At 53.1% G+C, this 10,299-nt stretch carries 5 protein-coding genes; all 5 read left to right on the plus strand.

Annotated features, from left to right (window positions below; genetic code table 11):
• Positions 1-556, plus strand: a 556-nt coding sequence (locus DWW03_RS16025; protein WP_118407043.1) for a DUF3945 domain-containing protein, incomplete at its 5' end; no start/stop codon positions are given.
• Between the two features lie 60 nt (positions 557-616).
• Positions 617-2,704: a type IA DNA topoisomerase gene (gene topB, locus DWW03_RS16030; protein ID WP_004291456.1), complete on the plus strand. Its 2,088-nt coding sequence runs from the start codon at positions 617-619 to the stop codon at positions 2,702-2,704.
• A 162-nt stretch (positions 2,705-2,866) separates the two neighbouring features.
• Positions 2,867-3,319, plus strand: coding sequence for a DUF1896 domain-containing protein (locus tag DWW03_RS16035; protein ID WP_004304266.1), 453 nt, complete (start codon positions 2,867-2,869; stop codon positions 3,317-3,319).
• Positions 3,309-9,125, plus strand: coding sequence for an N-6 DNA methylase (locus DWW03_RS16040; RefSeq protein WP_004291462.1), 5,817 nt, complete (start codon positions 3,309-3,311; stop codon positions 9,123-9,125). The genes DWW03_RS16035 and DWW03_RS16040 overlap by 11 nt, the downstream gene beginning before the upstream one ends.
• 657 nt (positions 9,126-9,782) lie before the next feature.
• The coding region (locus DWW03_RS16045) for a GTP-binding protein (protein ID WP_118407044.1) at positions 9,783-10,299 on the plus strand (517 nt) is incomplete at its 3' end.

Here is a 10,299-nt window from a genome sequence, read left to right on the forward strand (position 1 = left end):
CCTGCAAGTGAACGTGGAGCAGCGCGGCGTGGAGTTCGTGCCGGGAACCGGCAAGTCGCCCCGTACCGCACAGACACAGGAAACCAAAGGCGACACATCGAAAAGTCAGGCGCAGGGCGGGGAAAATGCCGCACAGACCAAGAAGGAGCAACGCCGCAACACGTGGACGAACGAGGACGGCAGCATCCGCCCCATCAGCAAATGGAGCGGCGTGAGCTTCACCGACCAGCAGAAAGCCGACTATGTGGCGGGTAAAGCCGTGAAGCTGGAGAACGTGACCGACAAGCAGGGCTTCCATGCCACGATGTATATCAAGTTCAACCCGGAGAAGGGACGCCCGTACCGCTACGACACGAACCCTGACAATGCACAGCAGGTTGCTCCGTCCAACGAGAGCCGCACGCAGGTGGCGGTGAACAACGATGGCAAGACCAACGAGGCTACAAAGAATCTGAGAGAGCCGTTGCAGAAAGGTCAGACCAACCCGAAGGACGCCCGCCAGCAACAGCAGCAGGAGAAGCCGCAGAAGAAAACGGGCAAGGGCATGAAAATGTAATCCCGTGTCCGCCACTGAATCCAAAATAAAATCCAAAGTATCAACAAAAAAGAAGAAGACATGAAGACAATCATTGCAGAAAAGCCCTCCGTGGCACGTGAAATCGCCCGCATCGTGGGCGCGACAAAGAGAGAGGAAGGATATTTCGAGGGAGGCGGTTATGCCGTGACATGGGCATTCGGACACCTCGTTCAGCTTGCCATGCCCGACGGCTACGGCGTGCGCGGATTTGTCCGTGACAACCTCCCGATTATTCCCGACACATTCACGCTCGTCCCCCGTCAGGTCAGGACGGAGAAAGGTTACAAGCCCGACAGCGGCGTGGTGTCGCAGATAAAAGTCATCAAAAGACTGTTCGACACAAGCGAACATATCATCGTGGCGACCGATGCCGGACGCGAGGGAGAGCTTATCTTCCGCTACCTCTACCACTATACGGGTTGCACCACTCCTTTCGTGCGCCTGTGGATCAGCTCTCTCACCGACAAAGCTATCCGCGAGGGACTGCGGAAACTCGAAGACGGCAGCAAATACGACAACCTCTACCTCGCCGCCAAAGCGCGGAGCGAATCCGACTGGCTCGTGGGCATCAACGGCACACAGGCGTTATCCATCGCCGCCGGACACGGCACGTATTCCGTGGGGCGGGTGCAGACACCAACGTTGGCTATGGTATGTGAACGCTACTGGGAGAACCGCCGCTTTACGTCCGAAGCATTCTGGCAGCTCCATATCGCAACGGACGGTTGCGACGGCGAAGTCGTGAAATTCTCATCCTCCGAGAAATGGAAAGAGAAAGAACCGGCGATGGAACTATATAATAAGGTAAAGGCGGCAGGTTGCGCCACTGTCACGAAAGCCGAGCGCAAGGAGAAGACGGAGGAAACTCCCTTGCTCTACGACCTGACCACGCTCCAGAAAGAAGCCAACGCCAAGCACGGCTTCACGGCGGAACAGACGCTTGAAATCGCGCAGAAACTCTACGAAAAGAAGTTGATAACCTATCCGAGAACGGGAAGCCGCTACATCCCCGAAGACGTGTTTGCCGAAATTCCCAAACTGCTCGCTTTCATCGGCACACAGCCCGAATGGAAAGACAAGGTGCGGGCAAAAGCCGCCCCGACACGCCGCAGCGTGGACGACGGCAAGGTGACAGACCACCATGCCCTGCTCGTCACGGGTGAGAAACCGCTCTTCCTCTCCAAAGAGGACAATACCATCTATCAGATGATTGCCGGGCGCATGGTCGAGGCATTCTCTGAGAAATGCGTCAAGGATGTGACCACTGTCACGGCGGAATGTGCCGGAGTGGAGTTTACCGTAAAAGGCAGCGTCGTGAAGCAAACCGGATGGCGTGCCGTCTATGGCGAGGAAAAAGAGGAAATTACCATCCCCGGCTGGCAGGAAGGCGACACGCTGACACCGAAAGGCTCGTCCATTACCGAAGGAAAGACCAAACCCAAGCCGCTGCATACCGAAGCCACCCTGCTCTCGGCAATGGAAACGGCGGGCAAGGAAATTGAGGACGACGCACTGCGGCAGGCGATGAAGGACTGTGGCATCGGTACTCCCGCCACACGCGCCTCCATCATCGAAACGCTTTTCAAGCGCGGTTACATGGAACGCTGCAAGAAGTCGCTTGTTCCCACCGAAAAAGGACTTGCCCTCAATTCCGTCGTCAAGACGATGCGCATCGCCGATGTTGCCATGACGGGCGAATGGGAAAAGGAGCTGGCGCGTATCGAGCGCGGGGAACTGTCCGACGACACCTTCCGCAAGGAGATAGAGGCGTACACACGTGAGATAACCTCCGAACTGATCTCGTGCGACAAGCTCTTCGGCAGCCGTGACTCCGGCTGCGCGTGTCCCAAGTGTGGCACGGGCAGGATGCGGTTCTACGGCAAGGTGGTACGCTGCGACAACACGGAGTGCGGACTGCCCGTGTTCCGGCTGAAAGCGGGACGCACCCTGTCCGACGATGAAATCAAAGACCTGCTCACCGAAGGGCATACCAAGCTGCTCAAAGGGTTCAAGAGCAAACAGGGCAAGAGTTTCGATGCTGTTGTCGCCTTTGACGGGGAATATAACACGACTTTTGTGTTCCCGGAGGCTAAAAAGGACAAGAAATTTTCAGGACGGAAGAAATAGTATTAACTTTGCCACTTGTTCAGAGTAATGAATTGTTCTTCGATACCGGATTACACTCATACTTTGGATTTAGTGGTGGCACTCGGAGGGATACCGAGTGCCTTTTTCTTCCTTTTTCCAACCGATTATCCCGTTAATTATCAATCCGCTAAATCCAAAGTAATGAACAACAAGAAGAAAAACGAGGGTCAGACCGACTTTTCCTATTACGGTCTGTACCTGCTGGACTATCTCCGCACGAACAAGTTTGAACAGGCTGACGACACCGCTTTCATACGGGAACGGGCCGACCGTGCCGCCGAAACGTATGAGAGGGCACGGCTTGAAGGCTATCCCGCCGATGGTGCGCAGGAACTGGCGATGGACACGCTGCTGCGCGGGCTGCATTATTCCCGTTACGCCATCCTCCGCGAAGTCGTGGAAAACGAGTTTGCCGATGAAGTGCCGGAAGAGAAGCGTGAAGCCTTTGTCCTGAAACTGCTGCCGCTTGTCGGCAACGTGTTCTCCGTCTATGACCTCTCGGATGACAATTTCGCCCTGTCTTCCGATTACGACCTGCTCTACACGGAGCTGACGGGAGCAACCGTCCTTTACTTAGACGAATATGGCGTTTAACCGCAAACAGAAACTGCGGGACAACATCGAGGCGATACGGACGGCATTCATCCTTGACAGGGAAAATAGGACAGCGACAACCGAAGAGCGTGCCATACTTCAAAGGTACTGCGGTTTCGGCGGTCTGAAATGTATCCTCAACCCTGCAAAGGAACTGACGGATGCCGTCCGGTGGGCGAAATCCGACCTCGAACTGTTCGCCCCGACGGTGGAGCTGCACAGGCTTATCCGTGAGAACAGCAAGGACGAAACAGAGTACAAGCGGTTTGTGGATTCGCTGAAAGCGTCCGTGCTGACCGCTTTCTACACCCCCAAAGAGATAACCGACACCATCGCGGACGTGCTGGCAGATTACAGCGTCCGCCCCGCCCGTATGCTCGAACCGTCGGCAGGTGTCGGCGTGTTCGTGGATTCCATGCTGCGGCACAGCCCCAATGCGGATGTGATGGCTTTCGAGAAGGATCTGCTCACGGGTACAATCTTGAGGCATCTCTATCCCGACCAGAAAATGCGCACCTGCGGTTTTGAGAAAATCGAAAGACCGTTCAACAATTATTTCGACTTGGCGGTGTCCAACATTCCGTTCGGTGACATTGCCGTGTTCGACGCGGAGTTTCAGCGGAGCGACTCTTTCGGCAGACGCTCCGCCCAGAAAACCATCCACAACTATTTCTTTCTCAAAGGACTGGATGCCGTGCGTGACGGCGGTATCGTGGCGTTCATCACCTCGCAAGGGGTATTGAATAGCACCAAGACCTCCGTGCGTAACGAGCTGTTCAGTCAGGCCAATCTGGTATCCGCGATACGCCTGCCCAACAACCTGTTCACGGACAACGCGGGCACGGAGGTGGGCAGTGACCTGATTGTCCTGCAAAAGAACCTCAGCAAGAAGGAAATGTCGCAGGACGAGCGGCTGATGACCGTGATACAGACGGACACGAAAACCGCCCTGACCGACAACGCCTATTTCATCCACCACCCGGAACGCATCGTGCATACGATGGCGAAACTTGACACAGACCCCTACGGGAAGCCCGCTATGGTTTATCTGCACGAGGGCAAGGCAGCAGGCATCGCCGGGGATTTGCGCCGTATGCTCGACGAGGATTTCCATTACAGGCTTGCCATGCGCTTGTATTCGGGTTCAATCCGGCAGGCAGGAACGGAAGAAAAAGTTGCCGTTCAAAATAAAGTAGAGCGTCCTGCCATAAAATTGGAAACAGTATCCTCGGCGCAGACGGTGGAAACTCCGACAGAAAAGCCGCAACCCGCAGATGAAAAGCCGGAGATAGAACCGCGCCCGCAATATTCCGCAGGCGTGCAGCTCACCCTGCTTGACCTCTGGGGGATGACGGAAGAGGTCAGCCAACCGAAAACCTCCAAAAAGAAAAAGACGGTGAAAAAGGCAGTTACGGCAAAGTCCACTCCGCCCAAACCGAAAGTCACGGTTACACCGACAGCTCCAACTGCAAAACCCGCAATGGAGAATAAGGAGGTGAAAGCGGAGAACACCGCCAAGCCTGCCGACCCGGACGACATCTATGCCACACTGGACTGGGATACCAATCCTCCCATCAACGGTTTCTATGAAATGATGATGGGTTTGACGCCGGAGCGTAGGAAAGAACTTCGGGAACTGGCAAGGCAGCATAACGAGAAACAAGTGGCGGAAAAGACGGAAGTGAAAGCCGTGCCGGAAACTTCCCGTGAGCAGCCACGACAGGAGGAAACACAGCCGGAGGCAGTCGCCGCACCTGCCGTTACAGATACCCCATCGGAAGCGGTGGGGACTTTCCTTTTCCCCGACATCGAAGCGGAAAAGCCGAAGGAGGAAGTCGTGGACCTTTCTCCGCGTGCCTACCACCGCACGCCGGAGATGCACCTGCGCGAAGGGTCGCTGGTGGCTGACCGGGGGCGTCATAACATCGGCTACCTGAAAGACATCACGCCATACGGGGCGACATTCCAGCCGCTCGACCTGAAAGGATACCAGAAGGAAAAGGCGTTGTTGTATGTGTCGCTGCGTGACGCCTACGAGCGTCTGTACCGTTATGAATCGCTCCGGCGCGAGGCAAATGTTCCGTGGCGAGAGCATCTGAATACCTGTTACGATGAGTTTGTCATGCGCTACGGCAACCTCAACGCCAAGCAGAACGTGAAGTTAGTGATGATGGATGCGGGCGGGCGCGACATCCTTTCGCTGGAACGGATGGAAAACGGAAAGTTCGTCAAGGCGGACATCTTCGAGCATCCTGTTTCCTTCGCGGTGGAGAGCCATGCCAACGTAGGCTCTCCCGAAGAAGCCCTGTCTGCGTCGCTCAACAAATATGGTACGGTCAATCTCGACTATATGCGGGAGATAACCGACAGCACGGCGGAGGATTTGCTCACTGCCCTGCAAGGGCGCATCTACTACAATCCGCTCGTGACCGGTTACGAAATCAAAGACCGTTTCATCGCCGGAAATGTCATAGAGAAAGCGGAACGCATAGAGGCATGGATGGGTGACAATCCCGAAAATGAGCGTATGCCGGAGGTGAAGCAGGCGTTGGAGGCTCTGAAAGATGCCGAGCCGCAGCGCATCGCCTTCGAGGATCTGGACTTCAATTTCGGGGAACGCTGGATTCCGACGGGTGTCTATGCCGCCTACATGAGCCGGCTGTTCGACACGGAGGTGAAAATCGCCTATTCCGCAAGCATGGACGAGTTTTCGGTGGTGTGCGGCTACCGCACCATGAAAATCACGGACGAGTTTCTGGTGAAGGGGTATTACCGGAACTATGACGGTATGCACCTCCTAAAACACGCCCTGCACAACACCTGCCCTGACATGATGAAGTCCATCGGCAAGGACGAGCATGGCAACGACATCAAGATGCGCGACAGCGAGGGAATACAACTCGCCAACGCCAAGATTGACGAGATACGAAACGGCTTCTCCGAATGGCTCGAAGAGCAGTCGCCGCAGTTCAAGGAGCGGCTTGTGACGATGTATAACCGCAAGTTCAACTGTTTCGTGCGCCCGCGCTACGACGGCTCCCATCAGACCTTTCCCGACCTCAACCTGAAAGGGCTGGCAAGCCGGGGTATCAAGAGCGTCTATCCCTCACAGATGGATTGCGTCTGGATGTTGAAACAGAACGGCGGCGGAATTTGCGACCACGAGGTGGGAACCGGTAAGACGCTGATAATGTGCATCGCCGCGCATGAGATGAAGCGTCTGAATTTGGCACACAAGCCGATGATTATCGGGCTGAAAGCCAACGTTGCGGAGATTGCAGCCACCTATCAGGCGGCATATCCCAACGCACGTATTCTGTACGCTTCGGAGAAGGACTTTTCGACCGCCAACCGTGTGCGCTTCTTCAATAATATAAAGAACAACGACTACGATTGCGTCATCATGTCGCACGACCAGTTCGGCAAGATACCGCAGTCGCCGGAATTGCAGCAGCGCATCCTGCAAGCAGAGCTTGACACGGTGGAGGAAAACCTCGAAGTGCTACGGCAGCAGGGAAAGAACGTGTCGCGGGCGATGCTGAAAGGATTGGAGAAGCGCAAGCACAACCTTGAAGCGAAGCTGGAGAAGGTGGAACACGCCATAAAGTCACGCACGGACGACGTGGTGGATTTCAAGCAGATGGGCATCGACCACATCTTCATAGATGAGAGCCACCAGTTCAAGAATCTGACTTTCAACACGCGCCACGACCGTGTGGCGGGATTGGGAAACAGCGAGGGAAGCCAGAAGGCACTTAACATGCTCTTTGCCATACGCACCATACAGGAGCGCACAGGAAAAGACTTGGGTGCGACCTTCCTCTCCGGCACGACTATCAGCAACTCACTGACTGAATTGTACCTGCTGTTCAAGTACCTGCGCCCGAAGGAGCTGGAACGGCAGGACATAAGGTGTTTCGACGCTTGGGCGGCGATATTTGCCAAGAAGACGACGGATTTTGAATTTAACGTGACGAACAATGTGGTCCAGAAGGAGCGTTTCCGCTACTTCATCAAAGTGCCGGAGCTTGCCGCCTTCTATAATGAAATCACGGACTACCGCACGGCGGAGGATGTGGGCGTTGACCGTCCTGCCAAGAACGAGATACTGCACCATATACCGCCCACGCCGGAACAGGAGGACTTCATACAGAAACTGATGCAGTTCGCCAAGACGGGCGATGCCACCTTGTTGGGCAGGCTGCCGCTTTCGGAAACGGAAGAAAAGGCGAAGATGCTCATCGCCACGGACTATGCCCGGAAAATGGCACTCGACATGCGCATGATAGACCCGAATTACGAAGATCATCCCGACAACAAAGCGAGTCACTGTGCCAAGATGATCGCGGAGTATTATCAAAAATACGACGCCCAGAAAGGCACGCAGTTCGTTTTCTCTGATTTGGGGACATACCAGCCGGGCGACGGGTGGAACGTCTATTCGGAAATCAAGCGCAAACTGACGGAGGACTACGGTATACCGCCAAGCGAGGTGCGCTTCATTCAGGAGTGCAAGACCGACAAGGCGCGGAAGGCGGTGATAGACGCCATGAACGCCGGGACGGTGCGTGTGCTGTTCGGCTCTACCTCTATGCTCGGAACGGGTGTGAACGCCCAGAAACGGTGTGTGGCTATCCATCATCTCGATACGCCGTGGCGACCGTCCGACTTGCAACAGCGTGACGGACGCGGAGTTAGGGCAGGTAATGAGATTGCCAAACATTTCGCCGGGAACAACGTGGATGTAATCATCTACGCGGTGGAGAAGTCACTGGACAGCTACAAGTTCAACCTCCTGCACTGCAAGCAGACTTTCATAAGCCAGCTCAAAAGCGGTGCGATGGGTGCGCGTACCATCGACGAGGGGGCAATGGACGAAAAATCGGGCATGAATTTCTCGGAATACATGGCGTTGCTCTCCGGCAATACCGACCTGTTGGACAAGGCGAAACTGGAAAAGCGGATCGCATCGCTCGAAGGGGAACGCAAGTCGTTCAACAAGGGCAAGCGTGATTCGGAGTTCAAGCTGGAGTCAAAGACCGGCGAGTTGCGCAACAACACGGCTTTCATAGATGCCATGACGGAGGACTGGAACCGCTTCCTGTCGGTGGTGCAGACCGACAAGGAGGGCAACCGCCTTAATATAATAAAGGTGGACGGAGTGGATTCCGCCGATGAGAAGGTCATCGGAAAGCGTTTGCAGGAGATAGCCAAGAATGCCACGACCGGAGGGTTGTACACGCAGGTCGGTGAACTTTACGGTTTTCCGATAAAGGTGGTGAGCGAAAGGATACTCAAAGAGGGATTGGAGTTCACCGACAACCGCTTCGTGGTCGAGGGGAACTACAAGTACACCTACAACAACGGGCATCTGGCGATGGCTGACCCGTTGGCCGCCGCCCGCAACTTCCTCAACGCGATGGAGAGGATACCCTCCATCATCGACCAGTACAAGGCGAAGAACGAGGTGCTGGAGATGGAGATACCGCAGTTACAGGAGATAGCGGGTAAGGTGTGGAAGAAGGAGGACGAGCTGAAGCAGTTGAAGTCCGAACTTGCCGCCCTTGACCGAAAAATTCAGCTGGAGCTTGCGCCACCCACGCCCGAAGTCGCAGAAAAGGAGAATGAAGGGCAACAGCTCAAGCCGGAAGCGGAAGATGTGAGGAACAGGCAGGCGCAATATCCCGAAAATGCACCGCCGCAGATACGCAGTCCGGCGGATAGTATCGTTGCCAACCATGTCATAATCGGGCGTCCGGGACTGTATGCCAAGGAGGAAACCCGGTCCAAAGGATTGAAAATATAACCTAAGGAATTTTATCTGAAGTATTAATAAGGGCTATCCCAAAAGGTCTAAAAGTAAATTTTATCCTTTCTGCAAGTATCTATAGGATGGCAACTGCATTTTTTTCTTTTTGGGCAGCCCTTATTAAAATTTATTCTTATTTTAGGTTATATACATTCATGTCCATTTATGTAAAAAATTCCTGCTGACCTTGTTTATGTCTTGTCAGTCACCATTTGCAAAACCATATTTGACCCTCAAAGAGGCTGAATTTGATAAGTAACTTGCTACATACTCATAATAAGGAGCTAAATAGAACACGAATGGGAAATACACAAATGCTAAACTAAAGAAGATATTGGCCAAAATAAACGCTATACCGAGAGAGAAACTTGATTTTTCAACTTCCTAAAACGGTGTTGTTCAAACATTTCTACTTATTTGTACTTGCCAGTTGAACCTACGCTTCCCTAATAAAATGTCTATGGTAAAAAGTTAAAAAATCCTCCCACTTTTGTTAGATATATTTTTTTGTGTAATTTTGTAATCGTTATGCGGCAGTAATAATATACATATTAATACGAGTTAGTAATCCTGTAGTTCTCATATGCTACGAGGAGGTATTAAAAGGTGCGTTTCGACAATGCATCTACTGTAGTATATTATTGCTTAATCCAAATGAATATTATAAATTTAGGAATTCTTGCTCACATTGATGCAGGAAAAACTTCCGTAACCGAGAATCTGCTGTTTGCCAGTGGAGCAACGGAAAAGTGCGGCCGTGTGGATAATGGTGACACCATAACGGACTCTATGGATATAGAGAAACGTAGAGGAATTACTGTCCGGGCTTCTACGACATCTATTATCTGGAATGGAGTGAAATGCAATATCATTGACACTCCGGGACACATGGATTTTATTGCGGAAGTGGAGCGGACATTCAAAATGCTTGATGGAGCAGTCCTCATCTTATCCGCAAAGGAAGGCATACAAGCGCAGACAAAGTTGCTGTTCAGTACTTTACAAAAGCTGCAAATCCCGACAATTATATTTATCAATAAGATTGACCGTGCCGGTGTGAATTTGGAGCGTTTGTATATGGATATAAAAACAAATCTGTCGCAAGATGTCCTGTTTATGCAAACTGTTGTCGATGGATCGGTTTATCCGGTTTGCTCCCAAACATATATAA

Source organism: Alistipes sp. AF14-19 (genome assembly GCF_003461645.1).
Classification (GTDB): Bacteria; Bacteroidota; Bacteroidia; order Bacteroidales; family Rikenellaceae; genus Alistipes; species Alistipes shahii.

What these genes read in the sequence shown, in the direction of transcription:
- DWW03_RS16040 (WP_004291462.1), top strand. Translation starts at nt 3,309, where the DNA reads ATGGCGTTTAACCGCAAACAGAAACTGCGGGACAACATCGAGGCGATA.
- DWW03_RS16035 (WP_004304266.1), top strand. Translation starts at nt 2,867, where the DNA reads ATGAACAACAAGAAGAAAAACGAGGGTCAGACCGACTTTTCCTATTAC.
- topB (WP_004291456.1), top strand. Translation starts at nt 617, where the DNA reads ATGAAGACAATCATTGCAGAAAAGCCCTCCGTGGCACGTGAAATCGCC.